Source organism: Pseudothioclava arenosa (genome assembly GCF_002358085.1).
Taxonomy (GTDB): Bacteria; Pseudomonadota; Alphaproteobacteria; order Rhodobacterales; family Rhodobacteraceae; genus Pseudothioclava; species Pseudothioclava arenosa.
In genome coordinates, this window is sequence record NZ_NTJD01000004.1 from 166,521 (window position 1) to 190,484 (window position 23,964).

23 protein-coding genes are annotated in these 23,964 nt (G+C 65.3%); 4 read left to right on the forward strand and 19 right to left on the reverse strand.

The features are described 5' to 3' along the window. Nucleotides 1–16 precede the first annotated feature (16 nt). Nucleotides 17–3,454, forward strand: coding sequence for a transcription-repair coupling factor (gene mfd, locus CLN94_RS07005; protein ID WP_096432559.1), 3,438 nt, complete (start codon nt 17–19; stop codon nt 3,452–3,454). Nucleotides 3,455–3,472: 18 nt separating this feature from the next. Here the strand turns inward: mfd and CLN94_RS07010 are convergent, their stop codons facing one another. From CLN94_RS07010 to CLN94_RS07035, 6 genes are all read right to left on the reverse strand, one after another. Next, a complete protein-coding gene (locus tag CLN94_RS07010) occupies nt 3,473–4,627 on the reverse strand; it encodes a multidrug effflux MFS transporter (RefSeq protein ID WP_425439450.1) in 1,155 nt (384 codons plus the stop codon). Nucleotides 4,628–4,792: 165 nt separating this feature from the next. Further along, nucleotides 4,793–5,440: a DsbA family oxidoreductase gene (locus CLN94_RS07015; RefSeq protein ID WP_096432561.1), complete on the reverse strand. Its 648-nt coding sequence runs from the start codon at nt 5,438–5,440 to the stop codon at nt 4,793–4,795. A 3-nt stretch (nt 5,441–5,443) separates the two neighbouring features. Then, the gene (locus CLN94_RS07020) at nt 5,444–6,958 is read right to left on the reverse strand and encodes a class I adenylate-forming enzyme family protein (RefSeq protein WP_096432563.1); all 1,515 of its coding nucleotides are present in this window, start codon (nt 6,956–6,958) and stop codon (nt 5,444–5,446) included. A 71-nt stretch (nt 6,959–7,029) separates the two neighbouring features. Then, a complete protein-coding gene (locus tag CLN94_RS07025) occupies nt 7,030–7,347 on the reverse strand; it encodes a hypothetical protein (RefSeq protein ID WP_096432565.1) in 318 nt (105 codons plus the stop codon). Between the two features lie 104 nt (nt 7,348–7,451). Beyond that, entirely contained in the window at nt 7,452–7,568 is a 117-nt protein-coding gene (locus CLN94_RS07030; protein WP_096432567.1) for an entericidin EcnA/B family protein, read from the reverse strand. Nucleotide 7,569: 1 nt separating this feature from the next. Continuing rightward, nucleotides 7,570–9,387, reverse strand: coding sequence for an extracellular solute-binding protein (locus tag CLN94_RS07035; RefSeq protein WP_096432830.1), 1,818 nt, complete (start codon nt 9,385–9,387; stop codon nt 7,570–7,572). A gap of 280 nt (nt 9,388–9,667) precedes the next feature. On the opposite strand from CLN94_RS07035, the gene CLN94_RS07040 reads away from it, so the two are divergent. Further along, entirely contained in the window at nt 9,668–10,441 is a 774-nt protein-coding gene (locus CLN94_RS07040; RefSeq protein WP_096432832.1) for a 3-hydroxybutyrate dehydrogenase, read from the forward strand. A gap of 52 nt (nt 10,442–10,493) precedes the next feature. Here the strand turns inward: CLN94_RS07040 and CLN94_RS07045 are convergent, their stop codons facing one another. The 4 genes from CLN94_RS07045 to CLN94_RS07060 all read right to left on the reverse strand — a co-directional run bounded on the left by CLN94_RS07045 (nt 10,494) and on the right by CLN94_RS07060 (nt 13,998). Continuing rightward, nucleotides 10,494–11,369 carry a hydrogen peroxide-inducible genes activator gene (locus CLN94_RS07045; RefSeq protein WP_096432569.1) on the reverse strand — a complete coding sequence of 292 codons (876 nt, stop codon included), beginning with the start codon at nt 11,367–11,369 and terminating at the stop codon, nt 10,494–10,496. Between the two features lie 54 nt (nt 11,370–11,423). Continuing rightward, on the reverse strand, nt 11,424–12,116 hold the full coding sequence (locus tag CLN94_RS07050; protein WP_096432571.1) for a DUF502 domain-containing protein: 693 nt from the start codon (nt 12,114–12,116) through the stop codon (nt 11,424–11,426). A 62-nt stretch (nt 12,117–12,178) separates the two neighbouring features. Next, nucleotides 12,179–13,105, reverse strand: coding sequence for a pseudouridine-5'-phosphate glycosidase (locus tag CLN94_RS07055; protein ID WP_096432573.1), 927 nt, complete (start codon nt 13,103–13,105; stop codon nt 12,179–12,181). Further along, entirely contained in the window at nt 13,102–13,998 is an 897-nt protein-coding gene (locus CLN94_RS07060; RefSeq protein WP_096432575.1) for a PfkB family carbohydrate kinase, read from the reverse strand. The genes CLN94_RS07055 and CLN94_RS07060 overlap by 4 nt, the downstream gene beginning before the upstream one ends. A 331-nt stretch (nt 13,999–14,329) precedes the next feature. Here CLN94_RS07060 and rpsB point away from each other — a divergent pair, with 331 nt between their 5' ends. Both rpsB and tsf read left to right on the forward strand, forming a co-directional pair. Beyond that, nucleotides 14,330–15,091, forward strand: a complete 762-nt coding sequence (gene rpsB / locus CLN94_RS07065; protein ID WP_179300259.1) for a 30S ribosomal protein S2 — start codon at nt 14,330–14,332, stop codon at nt 15,089–15,091. Nucleotides 15,092–15,178: 87 nt separating this feature from the next. Then, nucleotides 15,179–16,060: a translation elongation factor Ts gene (tsf, locus tag CLN94_RS07070; protein WP_096432579.1), complete on the forward strand. Its 882-nt coding sequence runs from the start codon at nt 15,179–15,181 to the stop codon at nt 16,058–16,060. Nucleotides 16,061–16,106: 46 nt separating this feature from the next. Here tsf and CLN94_RS07075 read toward each other — a convergent pair whose 3' ends face one another. The 9 genes from CLN94_RS07075 to CLN94_RS07115 all read right to left on the reverse strand — a co-directional run bounded on the left by CLN94_RS07075 (nt 16,107) and on the right by CLN94_RS07115 (nt 23,930). Next, complete coding sequence (locus CLN94_RS07075; protein WP_096432581.1) at nt 16,107–16,868, reverse strand: helix-turn-helix transcriptional regulator; 762 nt, start codon at nt 16,866–16,868, stop codon at nt 16,107–16,109. Between the two features lie 101 nt (nt 16,869–16,969). Next, nucleotides 16,970–18,733 (reverse strand): SulP family inorganic anion transporter, encoded by a 1,764-nt coding sequence (locus CLN94_RS07080; RefSeq protein WP_096432583.1) that lies wholly within the window; start codon nt 18,731–18,733, stop codon nt 16,970–16,972. A 7-nt stretch (nt 18,734–18,740) separates the two neighbouring features. Continuing rightward, complete coding sequence (locus tag CLN94_RS07085; protein WP_096432585.1) at nt 18,741–19,166, reverse strand: TIGR01244 family sulfur transferase; 426 nt, start codon at nt 19,164–19,166, stop codon at nt 18,741–18,743. 72 nt (nt 19,167–19,238) lie between these two features. Beyond that, nucleotides 19,239–20,102 (reverse strand): MBL fold metallo-hydrolase, encoded by an 864-nt coding sequence (locus CLN94_RS07090; protein ID WP_218837244.1) that lies wholly within the window; start codon nt 20,100–20,102, stop codon nt 19,239–19,241. A gap of 41 nt (nt 20,103–20,143) precedes the next feature. Next, a complete protein-coding gene (locus CLN94_RS07095; protein WP_096432589.1) occupies nt 20,144–20,818 on the reverse strand; it encodes an HAD family hydrolase in 675 nt (224 codons plus the stop codon). Further along, entirely contained in the window at nt 20,818–21,477 is a 660-nt protein-coding gene (gene gph, locus CLN94_RS07100) for a phosphoglycolate phosphatase (protein WP_342744533.1), read from the reverse strand. The genes CLN94_RS07095 and gph overlap by 1 nt, the downstream gene beginning before the upstream one ends. Then, nucleotides 21,477–22,031, reverse strand: a complete 555-nt coding sequence (locus tag CLN94_RS07105) for a thioredoxin family protein (RefSeq protein WP_096432591.1) — start codon at nt 22,029–22,031, stop codon at nt 21,477–21,479. Before CLN94_RS07105 ends, gph begins: the two co-directional genes overlap by 1 nt. Before the next feature lie 11 nt (nt 22,032–22,042). Beyond that, nucleotides 22,043–23,005, reverse strand: coding sequence for an MBL fold metallo-hydrolase (locus CLN94_RS07110; protein ID WP_096432593.1), 963 nt, complete (start codon nt 23,003–23,005; stop codon nt 22,043–22,045). A gap of 4 nt (nt 23,006–23,009) precedes the next feature. Further along, nucleotides 23,010–23,930: an MBL fold metallo-hydrolase gene (locus CLN94_RS07115; RefSeq protein WP_096432595.1), complete on the reverse strand. Its 921-nt coding sequence runs from the start codon at nt 23,928–23,930 to the stop codon at nt 23,010–23,012. Between the last annotated feature and the right edge of the window lie 34 nt (nt 23,931–23,964).

Here is a 23,964-nt window from a genome sequence, read left to right on the forward strand (position 1 = left end):
CCGATACCTCGGAGCCATGGAGCATTTTCTTCTTTCGGGCGCCCCCGAGGGCTTCGACGCGCGGCTGGTGGCGAAGGAGCTTGGGCGCGGCAAATCCGTCATTCACATCGCGCGCGACGATCGCCGGCTTGAGGCGATGCGCGCGGCGCTGAGTTTTTTCGCGCCTGACGCGGTAGTGCTGAGCTTCCCGGCCTGGGATTGCCTGCCTTATGACCGCGTCTCTCCGAACCCCGATGTATCCGCCGCGCGGATGGCCTTGCTCGCAGGGCTGCAGGCGGGGCTGCGCGGGCCGGTGGTGTTGCTGACCACGCTTTCGGCGGCGATGCAGCGGGTGCCCGCGCGCGACCTGTTGGCTAGCGCAAGCTTCTCGGTCCGCGTCGGCGAGCGTGTGGACGAATCCGCGCTGCGTGCCTTCCTCGTGCGTATGGGGTTCAGCCCGGCCTCGACCGTCTCGGAGCCCGGCGATTACGCGATCCGCGGCGGCATCATCGACATTTTCCCGCCGGGCGAGGGTGGCCCGGTGCGGCTGGACCTTTTTGGCGATGTGCTCGACGGCGCGCGCCGCTTCGATCCGGTCACGCAGCGCACCACCGAAAAGCTGAAGGCGGTCGATCTGGCACCCGTCTCCGAAGTGATCCTCGACGAGCCCTCGATCACGCGGTTCCGGCAGAATTACCGCATCGAATTCGGCGCGGGCGGCGCGGAAGACCCGCTCTACGAGGCGGTCAGCGCCGGGCGCAAACACGCGGGGATGGAGCATTGGCTGGGCTTCTTTCAGGAACGCCTTGAAACGATCTTCGACTACCTGCCCGAGGCCTCGGTCATGCTCGACGACCAGATCGAGGCGCAGCGCGAGGCCCGCTGGATCTCGATCTCGGACCAATATGACACGCGGCGCGAGGCGATGACGCGGCGCGACCGGCTCGACAGCGTCTATAAACCCGCGCCGCCGGGGCTTCTCTATCTTGACGAAGCGGGTTGGGCAGGCGCGCTTGCGCCGCGCCGCGTCGTGCGGCTGCAGGTGCTGGCTGCGCCGCCCGGACCCAATATCCTGAACGCGGGCGGGCGGATCGGGCGCAATTTCGCGCCCGAGCGTCAGGTCGAGAACCTCAGCCTGTTCAGCGCGCTGAAAACCCATGTCGAGGCGCGGCTGGCGCTGGGCCCGGTGGTGATTGCCTCTTGGTCCGAGGGCGCGCGCGAACGCCTCAAGGGGCTGATGGAGGACGAGGGGCTGTTGGGCGCGCGGCTCATCCGCGACGCGCGCGAGCTGGGCGCGGGGGTGAACCTCGCGGTCTGGGCGCTCGATCAGGGCTTCGAGGTCGAGGGCAGCGCGCCGATCACCGTGATCTCCGAGCAGGACGTGCTGGGCGACCGGCTGGTCTCGCGCCCGAAGCGCCGCCGCAAGGCCGAGAACTTCCTGACCGAGCATCAGACGCTCAGCCCCGGAGATCTGGTGGTGCATGTCGATCATGGCGTCGGACGCTACAAGGGGCTGGAAACGATCACGGCGCTCGGCGCGCCCCATGATTGCGTCTGGCTCGAATATGCGGGCGGCGACCGGCTGTACCTGCCGGTCGAGAACATCGAGTTGCTTAGCCGCTTCGGCCATGAAGACGGGCTTCTGGACAAGCTCGGCGGTGGCGCCTGGCAGGCGAAGAAGGCCAAGCTCAAGGAGCGCATCCGCCAGATCGCCGACAAGCTGATGCGGATCGCGGCCGAGCGCCACCTGCGCAAGGCGGCCGTTCTGGACGTGCCCCATCACGACTGGGAAGCGTTTTCCGCGCGCTTCCCCTATTCGGAAACCGACGACCAGATGGCGGCGATCGAGGATGTGGTGCATGACCTCGGCTCGGGCACGCCGATGGACCGCCTCGTCGTGGGCGATGTCGGTTTTGGCAAGACCGAGGTCGCGATGCGCGCGGCCTTTGTCGCGGCTTCGGCGGGCCAGCAGGTCGCGGTGATCGCGCCGACGACCTTGCTCGCGCGCCAGCATTACAAGACCTTCGCGGACCGCTTCCGGGGCACCGCGATCAACGTGCGCCCGCTCTCGCGTTTTGTCTCCGCCAAGGCCGCCGCCGAGACCCGCGCGGGGCTGGCCGACGGCTCGGTCGATATCGTGATCGGCACCCATGCGGTGCTGGCGAAATCGGTGAAATTCGCGCGCCTCGGGTTGATGATCATCGACGAAGAGCAGCATTTCGGCGTGAACCACAAGGAGCGCCTGAAAGAGATGCGCTCGGAAATCCACGTGCTCACGCTGACCGCGACGCCGATCCCGCGCACGCTGCAGATGAGCCTCACGGGCGTGCGCGACCTCTCGATCATCGGCACGCCGCCGGTCGACCGCCTCGCGATCCGCACCTATGTCAGCGAGTTCGACACGGTGACCATCCGCGAGGCACTGTTGCGCGAACATTATCGCGGCGGCCAGAGTTTCTACGTCGTGCCGCGCATCTCGGACCTGCCCGAGATCGAGGAGTTCCTGCAGACCCACGTGCCCGAGGTGCGCTATCTTGTGGCGCATGGGCAGATGGCGGCGGGCGAGCTTGATGACCGGATGAACGCGTTTTACGACGGCAAATACGACGTTCTTCTGGCCACGACGATCGTGGAATCCGGCCTCGATATTCCGACCGCGAACACGATGGTGGTGCATCGCGCCGACATGTTCGGCCTGTCGCAGCTTTACCAGATCCGTGGCCGGGTGGGGCGCGCCAAGACCCGCGCCTATTGCTATCTGACCACGAAGCCGCGCCTGCCTCTGACGCCGCAAGCGACGAAGCGGCTGCGGCTTCTGGGCTCGCTCGACAGTCTGGGCGCGGGTTTCAGCCTCGCTTCGCAGGACCTTGACCTGCGCGGCGCCGGCAACCTTCTGGGCGAGGAGCAATCGGGCCATATCAAGGAGGTCGGCTACGAGCTTTACCAGGCGATGCTGGAAGAGACGATCGCCAAGCTGAAATCGGGTGCGCTGGGCGAGATCGAGGCCGACGGCCAATGGGCGCCGCAGATCAATCTGGGCGTGCCGGTGATGATCCCGGAAAGCTATGTGACCGATCTGGATGTGCGCCTCGGCCTCTATCGCCGCCTCTCGGGGCTGCAGAAGAAGGTCGAGTTCGAGGGCTTCGCGGCCGAGTTGATCGACCGCTTCGGCCCGCTGCCGCGCGAGGTGAACACGCTCTTGGTGGTGGTGCGGATCAAGGCGATGTGCAAGCGCGCCCATATCGCGCGGCTCGACGCCGGGCCGAAGGGCGCGACGATCCAGTTTCACAACGACAAGTTCCCGAACCCCGCGGGGCTGGTGGAGTTCATCACCGCGCAGGCAGGGCGCGCGAAAATCTCGGGCAACAAGCTGTCGCTGCTGCAGGACTGGACGAACGAGGCCGAGCGGCTCAAGGGCGCCTTTGCGCTGGCGCGCGATCTGGCGGTAAAAGTGGCGGCGCCGGGCAAGGGGTGACCCGCCCGGCGTGCGGCCTTAGCGCTCGGTGCGCTTCATCATCAGCCAGGCAAGCGCCGAACAGATCAGCGTCGCGGTCACGATCGGCCGCGGCGTGCCGTCGAACAACAGCCCCACCGGCGCCGCGATTGCCACCGCGCCCAGCGTCGAGATCGCCGTGATCACCGAGGCCGCCATCCCGGCGATATGGCCGAGCTTCTGCATCGCCAGCGCGTTCAGGTTGCCGAAGGTCACGCCCGCCATGAAGAACACCGTCACCGCCCAGGCAAAGACGAAATAGAACCCGTTCGCGGCCTCGGTCACGCCCGACCAGGCCAGCGCGAACATGATCGAGGAGGAGACGATCTGCATCAGATAGGCGCCCGAGGCGATGCGATGCATGCCCAGCGTCATCACGAACTTGATGTTGAAGATCGTGCCCGTGCCCGCCAGCAGCGCCATCGCCGCGAACCAGAGCGCGAAATTCTCGGTCACGCCATGGGCCGCGAAAAGTTGCTGCGCCGAGGACAGGAGCGCGAACATCTGCCCGAAGCCCAGCGTCAGGATCGCGATGTAGAACCGCACATTCCGGTCGGACAGAACCTCTTTAATCGCCTGCCAGAGCGGGCGCAGATGCAGCGGGCGGCGACGCTCGGGCGGCAGGGTCTCGGGCTGGCGCAGGAACAGCCAGCTGACCCCGATCAACCCGAAGCCGACGAAGGACCAGAACACCCCGTGCCAGCCCGCAAAGGAAATGAACACCGCCCCGATCGAGGGCGCGAGTGCCGGCACGAGGATGAAGATCATCATGATGAACGAGGTCACCCGCGCCATCTCGCGCCCGGCATAAAGGTCGCGCACCAGCGCCATCGACACGATCCGCGCGCCCGAGGCCCCCAGCCCCTGCACGACCCGCGCGATCAGGAGCGCCTCAAGCGTCTGCGCGTAAACGGCGGCCACCGAGCCCGCGATATAGATCGCAGCCCCCAGCAGGATGATCGGCCTGCGTCCGAACGTATCCGACAGCGGCCCAACGATGAACGTGCCGCCCCCCATGCCCAGCATGAAGGCCGTCAGCACCAGCTGCGCGCGGTTCGGATCATCGGGCGAGAAGGTTTTTGCGATCTCGGGGAAGGCGGGCAGCATCGAGTCGATCGAATAGGCCACGGTCGCGACCAGCATCGCGAGCATCATGGTGAATTCGGCAAGCGAGAGCGTGCGCTCGGGCGTCGAGCTGGCAGGAGAAGAAGGGGTCACGTCAGTAAATCTCTTGAACGGGTGCGCGCACCATAGGCGCTGGCCCGCGCAGGGGCCATTGGTAAGAAACGCGCAGCCGGCTGTGCGTCTGTGCGCCGAACCCTATTGGCGCGGCGCGCTTGGCGCAGCCCCGCGCAGCTCGGTGATGACCTCAAGCCAAAGCTGCGTCGGCTGCGCGCCCTCGATCGCGTGGGTGTTCGACAGAATGAACGTCGGCACAGCCTTGATCCCGCGCTCGCGCGCATGGGTGTCGCGCAAGAGCACCTCTTCGCGGTCGGCATCCGAGGCCAGAAGCCGCTCGATCAGCACCGCATCGAGCCCGACCGATTGCGCAATCTCGACCAGTTCGGCACGCTCACCGATATCGCGCCCCTCGACCCAATAGGCCTGCATCAGCGCGCTGACCACGGGCGTCTGCACCTCTTCGAGCCCCGCCCAGTGGATCAGCCGATGCGCATCAAGCGTGTTCGGCTGGCGTCCGACGCCGAGCATGTCGATCGGAATGCCGTCTTCGGCGCAGATTTCCATCACCTGCGCCGTCATGCCGACCGCACCATCCTGGCCGAACTTGGCCTTAAGGTAATCGGCGCGCGCCATGCCGCCCGCGGGCATCGTCGGGTTCAGCTGAAACGGATGCCAGGCCAGCGAAAACCCGTGATCGGGGCGCTCGGCCAAGGCGCGATCCAGGCGGATCTTGCCGATGTAGCAAAACGGGCAGACCGGATCGATGAAGATGTCGAGGGGCGTCATGGCTTACTCCTTCTCGGGCCAGTCGAGGCGCAGCGCGCGGCGGTTGATCTTGCCATTGGCGTTATGGGGCAGGGCGGGCAGATGCGCGTAGATCCGCGGCTGCTTGTAGCGCGCCAGAACCGCCTCGGCATGGGCGCAGAGCGTAGCATCGCTGGCCGTCCCGGTATAGGCCAGCGCGATCACCGAGGCGTCGTCTTTCACGCGCAGCTCGATCGCCGCCACCTCGCCCGCGCCGGGGCAGGTCGCCATCGCCGCCTCGACCTCCAGCGGCGAAACCCGGAACCCGCCCGCGTTCATCATGTCATCGTCGCGCCCGAGATAGGCGATTGCGCCATCCTCGGCCATCGACACCGTATCGCCGGTCACGAACCATTCGCCAAAAAAGCGCGAGGCGGTTTCTTCGGGGGCGTTGAAATAGCCCAGGAACAGCCCCGGGTCCGAGGCATGCACTGCCAGCGTGCCGGGCTGGCCGCGATCGACCACCGCGCCCTCGACATCGAGCACCGCGATCCGGCGCCCGTCCTGCGGATAGCCCGAGGTGCCTTCGGGGGCGGGGCGCGCGGGCGAGCCCGAGATGAAGGTCGAGCATTCGGACATGCCGAGCGCCTCGTAGATCATCGTGCCGCTCGCCGCGTTCCAGCGGCTCCGCGTGGCCTCGGGCAGCTTTTCGCCCGCCGAGAGCCCGTGGCGCAGGCGCGGCAGGGCGAGCCTGTCGTGGTGCTTGAGGATCTGCCGGTAAACGCCCGGTGCGGCAGCAAAAATCGTCGCGTCAAAGCGTTTCAGCAGCAGCGGGATCTGCGCGGGCTCCACGCCCGCGCCCGGGATCAGCGCCGAGGCGCCCACCGCCCAAGGGTCCATCAGCCCGGTGCCCAGCGTATAGGTCCAGTTGAAGGCGCCCGCGTGCAAGAGCCGGTCGGCCTCGGAAATCCCGTACCAGCCCTGATACATCATCTGCCGCGCCCAGATCGCGCGATGGGCATGTGCCACGGCCCGCGCGCGCCCCGAAGTGCCCGAGGTAAAGACCAGATAGGCCAGCCGCTCGGGATCGCCGAGAACATAGTCGCAAGGCGCCAGCGCCTCGAAGCCGCGCAGCTCGGCCTCGGTCACGACCGGGGCGGGGTGGTCGGGCAGCGCGATACCTTCGCCCGCAATCACCAGCGCGGGCTCGACATCGCGCGCCATCTTGGTGATCTCGGCCTGCGTCAGCTGCGACGAGGTCGGCACCGGCACAAACCCCGCCGCGATCGCGCCGAGGAAGGCCACCGGAAATTCGGGCGTATTGCCGAGCCGCAACAGAACCCGGTCGCCCGGCGCAAGGCCCCGCGCCGCCATGCCCGCGCCCGCGCCGCGCACGGCAGCTTCAAGGCGCGCGTAAGACCAACGTTCGGCCCCGGTCGGGCGCACCACCTGCAGCGCCAGCTTGTCGGGCTGCGCGGGCGCATGTCGCAGCACATGGGCCGCCATGTTGAACTGGAGCGGAGGGGGCGGAAGCGGGGTGGATCGGAACTCGGCGCGCATGGGATGTTGCTATGCAAGCGGGCAGGGCGTTGCAAGAGCGGCAGGGCGCCCATCACGCAACGGTGCGTGCCCTAGCCCTCGTCGCCAAAGCGCGCGTCGTCGTCATATTCATCCTCGCCCTCGGGGATGTATTTCACGGAATTGGCGATCGAGTGATTGTCGTGGCTCGGGTCCATCACCACATCGGCGGGCAATTCGCCCATGATCCAGTTGCGGATTTCCTCGCGCGCGTCGGTTTTGCTCTGGCCGGTGATCTCGGCGATATAGGCGACGAAGGCGTGCTGGTCGCCGTCGATCTCGTCGAGCGCGTCTTCCTCCGCCTCGTCCCAGCGATCCTGGATCGCCTCGTAGAACGCGTGCCAGTTTTCCTCGATGTGATGCCATTTCATGGACGTCTCCTCCCGGGACGCGGGCATGCCCCGACCCCTAGAGTTTGCGCCCCAAGGCGCGGAACGGCAATGATTTTTTCGATGCCGCGGGGGGCGATGCCGGCTTAGAGCCAGCTTTGCACGGTGCGCGCACCCGCCGAGACATCGTCACCCACGCCCGCGACCGTGTTGCAACCGGCCAGAGCCGCCGCGATTGCCACCAAAAGAACCAGTTTCTTCATGTCAGTCTGCCTCATACCACCAGACATCGGGCTGAAAGCCCGGCCAATCCCCGTATAGCGGAAGCCGCTCGGGGAAGTGAAGTTCACGAATATGTGCCAGCCGCGAGACCCGCGCATACCAGATCGGGATCACATAACGCCCTGCCGTCAGGATGCGGTCAAGTGCCTGCACCGCGGCCACGAAATCCTCTTGCGAACGCGCGTTCAGCATCGCGTCGATCATCGCCTCGGCGGCGGGCACATCCATGCCCATCAGGTTGCGCGACCCCGGCTCGGTCACGCCGCGCCGGCCCCAGTAAAGATACTGCTCATTCCCCGGGCTGAGCGAGGTCGCCACCCAATGCCAGGTCATGTCGAAATCATAGGCGTTGCGGCGCGCGGTATATTGCGCGTCATCCACCATCGCGACCGAGGGAACAATGCCCAGCCGCCGGAGCGCCTCGACATAGATATCGACGATCGAGGAGGTCTCGGCTGTGCCTTGCTGCAGCAGAATTTCAAAGCGGAACGGCGCACCGGCGGCGTTTTTCAGAACCCCGTCGCTATCGACTTTCCAGCCGGCTTCCTCCAGCAGCGCGATCGCCTTGCGGGTGTTCTTGCGGTTCAGTTCCGAGCCGTCCGAGACCGGCAGCGTGTAGCCCGCGATCACGCCCGGCAACAGGCTGTCGGCATAGGGCGCCAGCAGTTCGGCCACCTTGCCGGTCGCGGGGCCGGGCTGCATCGCCAGCGACGAGTTCGCGAAATAGGAGCTGATGCGGGGCTCGACGCCATCATTCAGCGTCGCGTTGATGAATTCGAAGTTGAACGCCAGCATCATCGCTTCGCGCACGCGCCAATCGGCAAAGATCGGATTGCGCGTGTTCATCACGAAGCCCTGAATACCTGAGGGCCGGGCGTGCGGGATCTCGCTCTTGATGACATCGCCCGAGAGCACCGCCGGGAAGTCGTAATTGCGCGCCCATTTGGCAAGGTTGGTTTCGCGCCAGCTGTCCAGTTCACCGCCTTTGAAGGCCTCGAAGACGACGCTGCCATCGTTGAAATAATCAAAGCGCATCTCGTCGAAATTATGCCGGCCCCGGTTGAAGGCCAGATCCTTGCCCCACCAGTTCGGATCGCGTTCGAGGCTGATGTATTTGCCGGTCTCGACGCGCGCGATCCTGTAGGCGCCCGAGCCGATCGGCGTGGTCATCGTATCCTCGGCGAAGTCGTGCGCGTCCCATTGCGCCTTTTTCAGCACCGGGCGCATCCCCATGATCAGCGCCAGTTCGCGGTTGGGCTCGGAAAAGGTGAAGCGAACCGAGCGCGGGCCGGTCTGCTCCATCTTGGCCACCTTGCGCCAGGCGTTCTGATAGCGCGGATGGCCCTGTGTCCCGAGCGTCTCGTAGGACCACATCACATCCTCGACGGTGACCGGGCTGCCATCCGAGAACCGCGCCTCGGGGCGCAGCGTGAACTCGACCCATTCGCGCGCGTCATCGGTCTCGATGCTTTCGGCAAGCAGCCCATAAAGCGTGAACGGCTCGTCATAGGAGCGGCCCATCAGCGATTCGGCGACGAAATTCGAGATCGCAACCGGCGCGCGGCCTTTCAGGATCCAGGGGTTGAGCGAGTCGAAGCTGCCCGATTCGCCCAGACGAATCCGTCCGCCCTTGGGCGCATCGGGATTGGCATAGGGCAGATGCGCGAATCCCTCCTCAAGCGCGGGCGCGCCATACATCGCGATCGCATGCTGCGGCTCGGCGCTCGCGACCCCGCCAAGGAAAACAGGGCCCAGAGCCAGAATCGCTGGCGCAAGGGCATGCAGGAGCTTCGGTCGCATCATGGAAACAATTCCCAGTTTGGCTGTATTTTCAGTCGCAAAGCTAAACATGCTCACGAGGCTGCGCAAACTTTTCCCTTTCGCCTTGGCGAGGAAGCGCTTATAAAAGACTCACTGCTCGATAGGTTTCTTGCCTGTATGAAACCTGCCTCATGACTTGGCGCCCGCTCTTTAGCGGGCGCTTTTTTTATGCCCGGGGCTTCCGCACCGGCAACTCGTCATGGACCTTTGCGCGCGCATGGCTAATGTCGGGGGCGAAATGACCAAAGGAGAGGTTTTCATGACGCTCAAGGGCAAGACGGCCGTAGTGACGGGATCGAATTCGGGCATCGGCCTGGGCGTGGCGCGCGAACTGGCGCGGGCAGGCGCCGATGTGGTGCTGAACTCCTTCACCGACCGCGACGAAGATCACGCGCTCGCCGCCGAGATCGGCCGCGAATTCGGCGTGACCGCGCGCTACATCAAGGCCGACATGTCGAGCGCCGAGGAATGCCGCGCACTGGTGACCCAGGCGGGCCAGTGCGACATCCTCGTCAACAACGCGGGCATCCAGCACGTGGCCCCGGTCGACGAGTTCCCGATCGACAAATGGAACGCGATCATCGCGATCAACCTCAGCTCGGCCTTCCACACCAGCGCTGCCGCCCTGCCGATGATGCGCAAGGCGGGCTGGGGCCGGATCGTCAATATCGCCTCGGCGCATGGCCTGACCGCCTCGCCCTACAAATCGGCCTATATCGCGGCCAAGCATGGCGTTGTTGGCCTGAGCAAGACGATCGCGCTGGAAACCGCGGAAGAGCCGATCACCTGCAACGCGATCTGCCCGGGCTATGTGCTGACGCCCTTGGTCGAGGCGCAGATCCCCGACCAGATGAAGGTCCATAACATGGACCGCGACACCGTGATCCGCGAGGTCATGCTGACGCGCCAGCCCTCGAAGCAATTCGCCACCGTCGAGCAACTGGGCGGCACCACGGTGTTCCTGTGCTCGGAGGCGGCCGCGCAGATCACCGGCACCACGATCTCGGTCGATGGCGGCTGGACTGCGCTCTGATCGCGACGCGACAGACAGACTGCGGCGGGGTTTCGGCCCCGCCGTTTTCGTTTCAGGGGAAGCGCGCGCGCACCTCGGCCACAAGCCCCGTGCCCGCCGCGCGCAGCGTCCCGGCAAGGCCGGTGAACCAGTCGTCCTGATCGGCGTCGCGCCGCCGCACGAGGCGGATCTGGCGCGAGGGTTCCTTGTCAAAGCGCATCAGCGCAATCTCGGGCGTGGTTTCGCGCAGACAGGCCAGCTCGGGCAAAAGCGTCAGCCCCATGCCTTGCCCGACCAATGCGCAGAGTGTGGCGAGCGAGGCCGCGCCAAGATCGAAAGGCTGCGCGCGGCGCGCCAACCCGCAGAGCGCCAGCGCCTGATCGGCGAGGCAATGGCCTTCATCCAGCAGCAACAGCTCTCCGGGATCGAGCGCCTCGGGCGGCAGCCCGCGATTGAGCGCAAGGAGCGCCGGCGCCCCCGCCAGCAGGAACCGGTCTTCGAACAGGATTTCCTCGGCCACATCCGGCTCAGCCGTGGCGATCAGCGCGGCATCAAGGCGACCCGCTTCCAGTTCGGCCAGCAGCGTCTCGGTGCGCGCCTCGCGCAGCCGCAGCCCGGGGCCAAGCGCGGGCAGGGCGCGCGGCATGAGGTAGGGCGCAATCGTCGGGATCACGCCAAGGTTCACCTGCCCGCCGCCGCGCCGCACCTCGGCCTCAAGCGCGGCCAGTTCCGCTTCGATGCGCTGGGCACGCGCCACCACCAGCCGCCCCATCCGCGTCAGCCGCACCGGGCGCCGCTCGATCAACGGTTGGCCGATCTGGTCCTCCAGCTCGCGGATCTGCATCGAGAGCGCCGGCTGGGTCACGCAGACCTCTTCGGCCGCGCGTGAAAACGAGCCCGTGCGCTGCAGCGCCAGCAGGTAGGACAATTGGCGGAAGGTGATGTTCATCAGGCGAAGTTATCGCATCGCGCCCGTTTGGCAAGCGTCGCTGATTGTCTGGCGTCAGGCGGATTTCTTGCCCTTCGCGGGGTCGGGCTTTTTCTCGCTCGGATACACCAGCCCCGCCGAAATGATCAGCTTGGCGGCATCCTCGACGCTCATGTCCAGATAGGTGATCTGCGAGCGCGGCACGAAGAGCAAGAACCCCGAGGTCGGGTTCGGCGTGGTCGGCAAAAACACCGAGATCAGCGGGTCGCCGTCATCGGCCAGCCGCGCTACCTCGCCCTTGGCGCTGGAGGAGACGAAGGCGATCGCCTTCAGGCCGGGGCGCGGGTATTCGATCACGCAGGCCTTGTCGAATTTCTCTTCGCCCTGGTTGAACACGGTCTCGGCGATCTGCTTGATCCCCGAATAGACCGAGCGCACCACCGGCATCCGGTCGACGATGCTTTCGCCCATCCGGATCAGCGCGCGGCCAAAGATGCCCTTCGCCATCCAGCCCACGATCACCGTGAAGATCAGGAAGATCAGCACGCCGATGCCGCGCAGGTTGACGCCGATATAGCGCTCGGGGTGCAGCTCGGCGGGCACCATCGGCAGCACCCAGCCATCGACCCAGCCCGCCACCGTCCACATCAGCCAGAGCGTCAGCCCGACGGGGGCGACGACCACCAGCCCGGTCAGAAAGGACGACCGAAGCCCGCCCAGCAGGCTGCGTTTGCGTTTGGCGGGATGGGGCTCGGGCGCGGACGACATCGGGGTCCCTCAAGGTCAATGCATCTGACCTTACGAAGCACCGCCCGCCCGCGCAATGGGGATCAGCGCTGGCTCACGATTTCGCGCGCGATTGCCGCGGCGAGGCGCGCATTGTTCAGGACAAGCGCGATATTCGACGCCAATGAGCGCCCCTCGGTCAGCTCGAAAATCCGCTGCAGCAGGAAGGGCGTCACCGCCTTGGCGGCAATACCCTGCGCCGCGGCCTCGGCAAGGGCGGTCTCGATCACCGGCGTGATCTCGGCGCGCGCGATCTCGGCCTCGGGGGGGATCGGGTTGGCGACAAGCTGGCCGCCGGGCAGCCCGAGCCGCTTGCGCATCAGATGCGCCGCCGCGATCGTGCCCGCGTCATCGGCGCGCAGCGGCGCCGCCAGCCCCGAACTGCGCGACCAGAAGGCCGGAAACTCGGCCTGCCCGAAGGCGATAACCGGCACGCCATTGGTTTCCAGCACCTCGAGCGTCTTCGGCAGGTCGAGGATCGCCTTCGCGCCCGCCGCCACCACCGTCACCGGGCTCGCGCCCAGCTCGGCCAGATCGGCGGAAATGTCGAACGTGTCCTCGGCGCCGCGATGCACGCCGCCGATGCCGCCGGTGGCAAACACGTCGATCCCGGCCAGCGCCGCGCAGATCATCGTCGCCGCAACCGTCGTCGCCCCGGTCGCACCGGAGGCGAGGCAAAAGGCCAGATCGGCGCGGCTGAGCTTCATCACACCCCGCGCCTGCGCCAGCGCATCCAGCGCATCCTCCTCAAGCCCGATATGAATGCGACCGCCCATCACCGCGATCGTCGCCGGCACCGCCCCCGCAGCACGCAGCTCGGCCTCGACCGCGCGGGCGGTCTCAAGGTTCTGCGGATAGGGCATGCCATGGGTGATGATCGTCGATTCCAGCGCGACCACGGCGCGCCCCTCGGCAAGGGCCGAGGCGACCTCGGCGGAATGGGAAATCAGATCGCGCAGATCCTGGGTCATGAGGCAAGTTCTCCGGAAACATAGCGCGCGGCGGCCTCGAGCGCGCGGGCCAGCGCCGCCTCGCGTGAAAGCCCCGCGCGTTCGGCCACGATATGCGCGGCCATGAAAGTGTCGCCCGCGCCGGTGACGCGCGTCACCATGACCGCAGGCGGGGTGGCCGCGATCACGCCCGCGCCAGCCAACCCGTCGGCGGCCGATTGCCCACCATCGGTGACCAGAACGCGCCGCGCGCCGCGCGCCAGAAGCCCCTCGGCCGCAGCCTCGGCCGAGGCGAATTCGGCGTGGCACAGCAACCCCGCCTCTTCGAGATTGACGTAGAACGTGACCTGCGGCGCGGCCAGCAGCGGCGTCAGTCGCTCCGCCTTGCCCGGGCTTGCCGGAGCCACCCGCAGATCGGCCCGCGCAAAAAGCGGCGAGCGCACGATCTCGGCGATCAGCGCCTCGGTCAGGTTGCCATCAAGCGCGATCGGCCCGGCCCATGGCGCGCCCGCCGAGCCCAGCCGCCCGTCCTCCAGCGGCCGCAATATCCGCGCGCCCGCCTGTTCCAGCGAATGCGCATCGGCAATCGCCGCGATCAGCCCGTTCGCCCCCTCGATCGCCATGTAACGATCCGTCGGCAGATCCTCGGAACGATAAAGATAACGGCAATCAATGCCCAGCACCTCCGCCGCGCCGATCAGTTCCTGACCCTGCACATCGCGCCCGATCGCGCTGAGCACAGCCGGGCGCAACCCGAAGCGCGCCAGCGTCATCGCGATATTCATCGCAACACCCCCGGGCACTCGCGTGATCCGTCCCGGCACATCCGAGCCCGCCCGCATATGCACGGGCGCGCGGCCGATGATGTCCCAGAGCACCGAGCCGATGCAAAGAATGTCGGGGGTCTTGTCCATACCCCTTGGTGCACCGATCCGCGCCCCCGCGCAAGCGGCTGTTGCGGGACGCCTCCGGCGGGCGTATTTGCACCAAGAAGAAGGGGCTGGCGCCGTCATCCGCGGGAAAAGCCATGCTTTTCACTTCTTCTTGGCAAAAATACGCGAATTCCGCCCGAAAAGCCGGTGCAAACCGCGGGCAGGGGGCTTGCCAGCGCCGCGGGTGCCCGCTATATCGCGCGCACTTCACAGGCGGAGGCGGGCCGTTGAGGGAGACATCCTCATCAGTCCACCGGTTGGGGCACATGCCCTGAAATCCTCCGCTCAGGCGCAAACCGGAAAGGAAATGGACATGGCGCTTCCCGATTTCTCGCTGCGTCAGCTGCTCGAAGCTGGCGTTCACTTTGGTCACCAGACGCAACGCTGGAACCCGCGCATGGCGGAGTTCATCTACGGCGAGCGTAACGGCATCCACATCATGGACCTGACCCAGACCGTTCCGATGCTGGACGCGGCTCTGAAAGTCGTGCGTGACACCGTCGCCAAGGGAGGCCGCGTGCTCTTCGTCGGCACCAAGCGTCAGGCTGCCAAGCCGGTTGCGGAAGCGGCCGAAAAATGCGCGCAGTTCTACATGAACCACCGCTGGCTCGGCGGCACGCTGACCAACTGGAAAACCGTCTCGCAGTCGATCAACCGTCTGAAAGAGATCGACGAGCGTCTGGCTTCGGGCGCCGAAGGCCTGACCAAGAAAGAGCGTCTGGGCCTCGACCGCGAGCAGGCCAAACTGCAGGCCTCGCTGGGCGGGATCCGCGAAATGGGCGGTCTGCCGGACCTGCTGTTCGTGATCGACGTCAACAAGGAAGACCTCGCCATCCTGGAAGCCAAGAAGCTCGGCATCCCGGTCGTCGCCGTGGTCGACTCGAACTGCTCGCCCAAGGGCGTTGACTACATCATCCCGGGCAACGACGACGCCGCCCGCGCGATCAGCCTCTACTGCGACCTCGTTTCGCGCGCTGCTCTCGACGGCATGGCCGCCCAGATGGGCGCCGCCGGCGTGGACATCGGTGCTCTGGAAGAAGCTCCGGCGGAAGAAGCCGCCGAAGTCGAAGCCTGATCCGGGGGCTGCCCCTCGGGGCGTCACTGAATTGACATGGAGGGCGGGGTAAACCCGCCCCCGAAGCATAATTCGAGGAGAATTCCGATGGCGATCACCGCTGCGATGGTGAAAGAGCTGCGCGACATGACCGGCGCAGGCATGATGGATGCGAAAAAAGCGCTGACCGAAGTTGACGGCGACATGGAAGCCGCGGTCGACTGGCTGCGCACCAAGGGTCTGGCGAAAGCCGCCAAGAAATCGGGCCGCGTGGCTGCCGAAGGCCTCGTGGGCGTTGCCGTGACCAACGGCAAGGGCGTCGCGATCGAGCTGAACTCGGAAACCGACTTCGTCGCCAAGAACACCGACTTCCAGAAACTGGTGTCGGACATCGCCGAAGTGGCGCTGGAAGTGGGCGAGTCGGTCGAGGTGGTGAAGGCCGCCGCGCTGAACGGCAAGACCGTCGAAGACGTGCTGACCGACGCGATCGCGCGCATCGGCGAGAACATGACGCTGCGCCGCATGCACCTGCTCGAAGGCGACACGCTGGTGCATTACGTGCACAACGCCGCCGCCGAAGGCATGGGCAAGATCGGCGTGCTGGTCGCGCTGAACGGCGCCGACAACGGCATCGGCAAGCAGATCGCGATGCACATCGCCGCGACCAACCCGGCTTCGCTGAACGAGGGTGACCTCGATCCGGCGATCGTCGAGAAAGAGCGCAACGTGCAGATCGAGATCGCGCGTGAATCGGGCAAGCCCGAAGCCGTGATCGAGAAGATGATCGAAGGCCGCATGAAGAAGTTCCTCGAGGAAGTCACCCTCGTGAACCAGAAATTCGTGATCAACCCCGACATCACCGTGGCTCAGGCCGCGAAAGAGGCGGGCGTCGAGGTCACCGGTTTCGTCCGCATGGAAGTCGGCGAAGGCATCGAGAAGAAAGAAGAAGACTTCGCTGCTGAAGTGGCGAAGACCGTCGCCGGCAACTGATCGGATCGACAGAGCTTCAAGGCGCCGCCCCTCGGGGCGGCGTTTTTCATTTCCGGGCCGGACTGGCCGCACCCGGAGAGACAAAGATTTCCTGCTGCATCGAGGCCTTGAGCACCGCCTGCGCGGTGGTCTCGACGCCAAGCGCTTCGCGGGCGCGGCGCAGGTGCTTTTCGATCGTCGCCGCCGAAAGCCCCATCTCCTGCGCGGTTTCCGCGATCGTGCGCCCCTCGGCCACGCCTTCCAACACCTGCCGCTGGCGCGGCGACAGCACATTGCGCGCGAAGGGCATTGACGAGACCTGTAGGTGGAAAATCGTGTTCAGCAGGTGGATCTCGCGGCCCTTTTCGGCCCAGAGCGCATCGACCTCGTGCTGGCGCATCCCGGCCCGCGCACAAAGCCCGATCCCGCCCTGACTCGGGCGCGTGTTAGGGAATGAAATCGAATAGCCCGCACAGACGCCGTGCCGCAGGTTGAATTCGGTCGCGCGGCGCTCCCCCTCGGTCATCGTGCCGCTTTCCATCAGCTCACCGATCATTCGCCAGGAAAACGCCCCCGACTGCGCCGCCGCGATCCGCACCATCGGCGCCTGCTCGAACAACCGCTCACCGATATAGCCATCAAGATAGTCCTGCGAGAAATTGCTCAGGATCAGCATGTCGTCGAGCTTGCCGAAACCACTGGGGCGGGAAAACCGGGTGAAGCCATAGATCAGCCGGTCGAAACCGTAATCGGCCATACAAGCGCAATGGAGATTCCAGACGGCGTCTATCTCCCGCAAGCTCAGGATCTTTTCGATATGGTCAAACATGCACTCACCTACGCTACTCAGTGTTTTAGATCATTTCTAGACAAAATGATTTTTTCAATGATTCGAGCAGGTTGTATAAGGGATGCGCGGCAATGGGTCGCTTAGCGCGCGGTTTCGCGGCGCAAATCACGCACCGTGGCCCCCGTCAACTCGGGCGCCAGCGCGGAAAGTGCATCAAAATGCGTCAGATAGACATTGCCCGTCATGTGGGTGATCAGGTCCGAGCGCACGAGCCGGTCCATCACCGGGCCTTTCACCTCGGAGAGATGCAGCGCCACGCCCGCATCGCGCAGCCGCTCATTGATCGCCTCCAACGCCTCCAGCGCCGAAAGGTCGATAAAGTTGATCGCCGGGCAATTCAGCACCACATGCGCCAGCGACGGGTTCGCAGCAACGCGGTCATAGATCATGTCTTCCAGAAACCGCGCATTCGGAAACCACAGGCTTTCATCGACGCGGATCTGCAGGATGCCCGGCGCTTCGACGACCTTGTGGCGCAGGATATTGCGGAAATGCTCGGTGCCCGGAACCTGACCCAGCACCGCGTAATGCGGGCGCGAAGAGCGCCACAGATGCAGGAGGATCGACAGGCCAACACCGGCCGAAATCCCGGTCTCGACGCCAAACAGAAGCGTCGCGGCGATCGTCACCACCGTCGCCGAAGCATCGGCCTTGCTATAGGCCCAGGCGTGTTTTATCGCGCCAAGATCGACCAGCGACAGCACCGCGACCACGATCGTCGCCGCCAGCGTCGCCTGCGGCAGGTAATAGAGGGCAGGGGTCAGCACCAGCGTCGCCAGCGCCATGCCGATCGCGGTAAAGGCGCCAGCGGCGGGCGTCGCGGCGCCCGCGTCGAAATTCACCACCGAGCGCGCAAAGCCCCCGGTCACCGGAAACCCGCCAGAGACCGCCGAGCCGAGGTTCGCCGCGCCAAGCGCCACCAGCTCCTGATCGGGGTCGATGCGCTGACGCCGCTTCGCGGCCAAGGTCTGCGCGACCGAGATCGTCTCGACATAGCCGACGATCGAGATCAGTAGCGCGGGCACCGCCAGTTGTGCCCAGAGTGCAAGATCGAGGGGCGGCAGCGTCGGCATCGGCAGGCCGCGCGGCACCTCGCCAACGATGCGCACGCCATGCTGGTCGAGCCCCAACGCCCAGGCCAGCAGGATCGTCACCAGAACAGCCGAGACGGGCGCGGCCCTGAGCGCCAGACCCGAAAGCCGCGGCGGCACGCCGCGCGCTTCAAGAAAGCCCTTCAAGCCTTTGCGTGTCCAGAACAAATAGGCTGTCGCCGCGACCCCGATCACCAGCGTCGGCAGGTTGATCTGGCCAATATTCTCGACCAGCGACGTCACGATGTCGGGCAGGGTCTTGCCATTGGCCGAGACGCCCAGCAGGTGCTTGATCTGGCTCGCCGCGATCAGGATGCCCGAGGCGGAGATAAACCCCGAGATCACCGGATGGCTGAGAAAAGACGAGATGAATCCGAGCCGCAGCACCCCCATTGCCAGAAGCATCAGCCCCGACAGAAACGCCAGCGCGATCGCCGCGCCCAGATATTCAGGCGTGCCGCGCGCGGCAAGCTCTCCGACCGCCGCCGCCGTCATCAACGAGGCCACCGCCACCGGCCCTACCGCAAGCGCGCGCGAAGTGCCGAAGACCGCATACAGAACCAGCGGCAGCATCGAGGCGTAAAGCCCGACCTCGGGCGGCAGGCCGGCCAGGAGCGCATAGGCCAGCGACTGCGGGATCAGCATGATCGTGACGATCACGGCGGCAACAAGATCGGCCTCAAGCGTCGTGCCATCGTAGCGGCGCGCCCAATCCAGGATCGGGAAATAGCGTTTGAAACGGCCGAGTTGCATCCCGTTCTTATCTTTTCCCGTGATGGATCAGCAAAGGCACCAGCGCCGAATGGTCATAGCCCCATTTCGCCGCGCGGCTGACGATTTCCTCGATCGGCATCTGGCCCGCCTGGCTCATCGCCCAGAGATGCGAGCTGCGCGTGCCCGAGCGGCAATAGGCCAGCACCGGCGTCTCGACCTCGGCCATGACGCGCTCGAATTCGGCGACCAGCTCGGGGGTCATTTCGCCGGGATAATAGGGCAGGTGATAGAAGGCCATGCCCGCCGCCTCGGCCACCGCGCGCATGCGATCCGAGTGCAGATCGGGCGTGATTTCTTCGTCGGGGCGGTTGTCGATCAGCGTGCGAAAGCCCATCCGCGCGGCCTCGGCCACGTCTTCGGGGGTGATCTGCGGCGCCACCGCAATCGCGGGCGTAAGCTGGCGAAGGTCCATCAATGTCTCCCTGTGCCCCGTCCCACCGGGTCTCCCGTGCATAGGCGCGCCGCGCGCGAAAGAAAAGCCCGATCAGAGCCCGTTCACGGGCACCTTGAGATAGACATGCCCGTCATCCTCGGCGGGCGGCATTTGGCCTGCGCGCATGTTCACCTGAAGTGAGGGAATGATCAGCCGCGGCATCGCCAGCGTTGCATCGCGCTCGGTGCGCATCTTGACGAACGCCTCTTTCGAGGCGCCGCCGCCGATATGGATATTGCGCGCCTTTTCCTCGGCCACGGTGGTTTCCCAGGCATAATCGTCGCGCCCGGGCGCCTTGTAGTCATGGGCGACGAAAATCCGGGTCTCGTCGGGCAGGGTGAGGATCTTCTGGATCGAGTCGTAAAGCACCTCGGCCGAGCCGCCGGGGAAGTCACAGCGCGCCGTGCCGAAATCGGGCATGAACAGCGTGTCGCCCACGAAGGCCGCGTCGCCGATGACATAGGTCAGGCAGGCGGGGGTGTGGCCGGGCGTGTGCAGCACATGGCCTTCAAGGCCTCCGACGGTGAAAGTGTCACCCTCGACAAAGAGCTTGTCGAATTGCGAGCCGTCGCGCTGGAACTCGGTGCCCTCGTTGAAGATCTTGCCGAAAGTGTCCTGCACCACCTTGATCCGGTCGCCGATGCCGATCTTGCCGCCGACGCGCTCCTGAATATAGGGCGCGGCCGAGAGGTGGTCGGCATGGACATGGGTTTCGAGGATCCATTCGACCTCAAGCCCCTCATCGCGGACATGGGCGATCACTGCATCGGCCGAGCGCGTATCGGTGCGCCCCGAGGCATAGTCGAAATCCAGAACGGAATCGACAATCGCGCAGGCCTGGCTTTCAGGGTCTTTCACCACGAAGGTCACGGTGAAAGTGGCCTCGTCGAAGAAGGCTTTCACATCGGGCTTCAGCATCTGAAATCTCCTTTTCCTTACGCAGGATATGGGGTCGATCATACCCCGATCAAGCGCGACAGGCAGCACAGGTTCGGCATCAGCCAATCCGCGCCGGTAAAATCCTCGCCCGTAGTATAGGCCGAGGGCGTCAGCACTACTTTCAGCCCCGCCGCCTTGGCCGAGGCCAGCCCGGGCAGGCTGTCTTCGAAGGCCAGCGCGGTTTCTGGCGGCAGGCCAAGACGCTCAAGCGCGAGCAGATAGACATCGGGCTCAGGTTTCTTGGCGGCGACCTCATCGCCCGCCGCGATCACGTCGAAAATCTCGGAGGCGGGCACACCCAGCGTCGCCTCCACCAGCCGGTCCACGTTCGGGCGGTTGGTGGTGGTGGCGATCGCCAGCCGGATGCCTGCCGCCCGGGCCTGCCGGATCAGTTCCTCGACGCCCGGACGCAGCGGAACGCCACCCGCGTCGATGATCTGGCCATAACGCGCGGTCTTGCGCTTGTGCAGCTCGGGGATATCGGCATCCGAGGGGCCAAAGCCCACCACGTCGCGATGCGCGCGCATCCGCTCCTTGCCGCCGGTGGTGCGCAGCAATTCGCGATAGGTGTCCGGGCTCCAGTGCCAGTCGATCCCCTCGGCGGCGAAGGTTTCGTTGAAGGCTTGACGATGGGCCTCTTCGGTTTCAGCCAGCGTGCCATCGACATCAAAGATCAGCGCGCGCAGGTCCATTACGCGCCCCAATGCCAGTTGGCGACGATCGCGGGCAGCATCTCGAACTCCGAGAAGGCGACCTGGTGGCGCAGGTCATGAACGTCGGATTTGCGGTAGCCCTCGGTGTAAAGCGCGAAGGGCGCGCCGGCATTGGCGGCGGTTTCCGCGTCGATCTCGCTGTCGCCCACGTAGATCATCGGCCCGCCGCCAAGGCGCTCATGCGCGGCATGGAGCATCGCGGGTTCGGGCTTGCGCGTGGGCAGGCTATCGCCACCGATCACCACGTCGAACAGGTCAAGAATGCCAAGGTGGAACAGCACCGCCTCGGCCGGGCCATAGGGTTTGTTGGTGCAGATCGCGAGCCGATGCCCATGGTCGCGCAGCTGGTCGAGCGCCGCACGCACGCCCGGATAGAAATGGTTGCCCTCAAGCTGGGTTTCATAGCGTTCGATCAGCGTGGCACAAATCTCGCCATGCAGCGGCCCGTCGGCGTTCTCGCCCGAGGTTTCCAACAGGCAGCGCACCAGATGCGGCACGCCGCGCCCGACGAAGCTGCGGACCTGATCGAGCGTCAGCGGCGCAAAACCACGCGCCACCAGTTCGGCGTTCGACACCGCGTGAATGGCTGGCGCCGAGTCGATCAGCGTACCGTCGAGGTCGAAAATCACTGCGGTCATCAGGCATCCTTCCACTTGATCGAGCAGCCCATCGAGGCGACTTGCTCGCGCGGGCCTTGCCCGGTTTCGGCCACTTGCAACATCGCCTCGTAAAGCTCGCGCCGCGCGTCGGTGGGCCCGGCCTGCTTGCCTGAAGCATCGAGCCGCCCGCGATATTGCAACGCGTCCTCTGCGTTGAAGCCAAAGAAATCGGGTGTGCAAACGGCCCCATAGGCGCGCGCGACCTCTTGCGTGTCGTCGCAGAGATAGGGGAAGGGAAAGGCCTTTTCCTTGGCCAGCCGCACCATGTTGATGAACCCGTCCTCGGGATAGGCCTCGGCGTCGTTCGAGGAAATCGCCGCCACCCCGATCCCCGCCGCCTGCAAGGCTTCGCCGTCGCGCAGGATGCGATCAAGGATCGCCATCACATAGGGGCAGTGATTGCAGATGAACATGATCAGCGTGCCCTTCGGCCCGCGAATGTCGTCAAGGGAATAGATCTTGCCATCCGTTCCCCCCAACCGAAACGCCGGGGCTTTCCAGCCAAAGTCACAGATCGGGGGGATGGTGGCCATGCTCTACTCCTTTATTCCCAATCCATTTCCTCGAACACGACACCCGCGTTCTTGGTGGCAAGCTCCTCGAAGGTATCGAGATGCTTGTAGGGGCTTTGATCGACATAATAGGCATCCGCCAGACCGCCGCCATTGTCGATATGGTCGCGGATCTGGCCGCGCAGATAGACGAGGTAATCGCGCGTGTAGCGGGTGACCTGAGCAAGGTTCGTCGGGTGGCCGTGGCCCGGGATCACATAGGTCGGGTTCAGCGGCATGAACTTTTCTTCCCAGGTCTCGATCCAGCAGCTGGTGCAGGTGCCCGAGAAGATCGGCGGCATACGCTCGGAAAAGGCGATGTCGCCCGCGATCATGAAGCCTTGCTGCGGCAGCCAGACCTGCGTGTCGCCCGGACTGTGAGCGGGGCCGAGATGCAGCACATGGATCTCGAAATCGCCCATCGTGATGATTTTCTCATCCTCGAAGGTCTCGGTCGGGCCCATCGGATCGGTGCCCTCGGCGTTTTCCTTGGCATAGCCCTTCAGCGCGGTCCAGGCGCCCGCCATCGAATGCTCGAACTCCTCGGCCGCATCGACATGGGCCAGCACCGGAACGCCCTGCGCGATCCAGTAATTATTGCCCAGCATCGCGTGGCCCTGACCGTTTTCATTGATCACGAGCTTCACCGGCTGATCGGTCACGGCCTTGATCTCGGCATGGAGCGCCTCGGCCAGCTTGTAAGACGCGCCCGAGTTCACCACCACCACGCCATCGCCGGTGACGATGAAGCTCAGGTTGTTGTTATGGCCCGCGTTTTCATAGGTCGGCGGTGCGGTGGCCCCGATCGAGGAATAGACCCCCGGGATCACCTCATAGGGTTTCGAGTAGAGCACTGATTGCGGGTACTGATCGGGGATGTCCTCGGAGGCCAGCGCGGGCTGCGTCAGAGTGGGCAGGGCCATCACGAAGGGCAGGGCAGCAAGAAACTGTTTCATCCGCTTACACCTCCGGCTCGAAGCGATAGGCGCCATTCGCCGCCTCGACCATGCCGATGCCGCCGCCGGGCAGGTGATAGCCGATCATCGCCATCTTGCGTTCGGCCAGCATCGACAGAAGCGACAGCCGCGTCGCAACGCCCATCTCGGCATCCTGATCCGAACCCGACACCCAATCCGGCACGGCAAAGGCCAGATGCCCGTTGCCGATCGCGTCGCCCACGATCATCACCGAATTGCTGCCCTGCGCGACCTCGAAGGCCATGTGGCCCGGCGTGTGGCCAAAGCTCGCATGGGCACGAATGCCGGGCAAAAGCTCAGCCTCGGGCTCGAAGGTCTCGATCTGATCCTTGAGGATTTCCAGCCGGCGCAGCGCACCCGCGGCAAAGCTCTGACGCTCGGTGCCGATCGTGTTCACGGTTTCCGGGTTCAGCCAGTAATCCATCTCGGCCGCGCCCATCATATGGGTCGCATTGGTGAACAGAGGCTCGTCGAAATCGTCCAGCACGCCCCAGAGATGGTCAGGATGGGCATGGGTAAAGATCACATGGGTGACCTCTTCCGCCGAGACGCCAAGCGCATCCAGCGCCTCGCCCAGCTTGCCCGCCGTCGGCATGAAATCGGGGCCCGCGCCCACATCGAACAGCACCGTGTTGGTGCCGTCGCGATAGAGCGTGACGTTGCAGGGCGGCTCGACCTGATCGCCGGTCACGCCCAGCTCGGCCAGCTTCGCCGCCGCGCCGTCATGCGGAGTGACAAAGGACAGCGGCAGCACCAGATTGCCATCTGAAAGCGTGTCGAGCATCGCAGAGCCCAGAGCCAGCGTCGAAGCCGCAAAGCTGCGGCGCGGCAAAAGGCTTGAAGCGCCCAGCGTCAGCGCGCCTCCCATGGCGCCACGCAGAATCGTCCGTCGCGTGAGATTCATCGTCCTGTCCTCCCTACAGGTATATTCACGCATG